Origin of the sequence: Cohnella baijiui (assembly GCF_020731285.1) — a bacterium.
Taxonomy (GTDB): domain Bacteria; phylum Bacillota; class Bacilli; order Paenibacillales; family Paenibacillaceae; genus Cohnella.
In genome coordinates, this window is record NZ_JAJFOW010000135.1 from 1 (window position 1) to 386 (window position 386).

Consider the following 386-nt stretch of genomic DNA (forward strand, 5'->3'; position numbering starts at 1 on the left):
CTGAAAAAGAAGTTCGGCTATGCCGAACCAATCATAGTATGATATTCCGCAGTAGCTCAGTCGGTAGAGCAATCGGCTGTTAACCGATCGGTCGCTGGTTCGAGTCCGGCCTGCGGAGCCATCATGTGGCCCGTTGGAGAAGCGGCTTAACTCACATGCCTTTCACGCATGCATTCAGGGGTTCGAATCCCCTACGGGTCACCATTTTTTCAAATAGGGTTATGCGATAAAGGTGATGTCCTGTCACAATGCAGAACCTGGCACATCTTGTGCGTTGGAGGATTAGCTCAGCTGGGAGAGCATCTGCCTTACAAGCAGAGGGTCGGCGGTTCGATCCCGTCATCCTCCATTGAATCATGCCGGTGTAGCTCAATTGGCAGAGCACC

At 52.3% G+C, this 386-nt stretch carries 3 tRNA genes; all 3 read left to right on the forward strand.

Annotated elements, in window-relative coordinates:
• The first annotated feature begins 45 nt into the window (after positions 1–45).
• A tRNA-Asn gene (locus LKX83_RS31985) sits at positions 46–121 on the forward strand.
• Positions 122–127: 6 nt separating this feature from the next.
• Positions 128–204: transfer RNA gene (locus LKX83_RS31990), tRNA-Glu, on the forward strand.
• A 72-nt stretch (positions 205–276) separates the two neighbouring features.
• Positions 277–349, forward strand: a tRNA-Val gene (locus LKX83_RS31995).
• Positions 350–386: the final 37 nt, after the last annotated feature.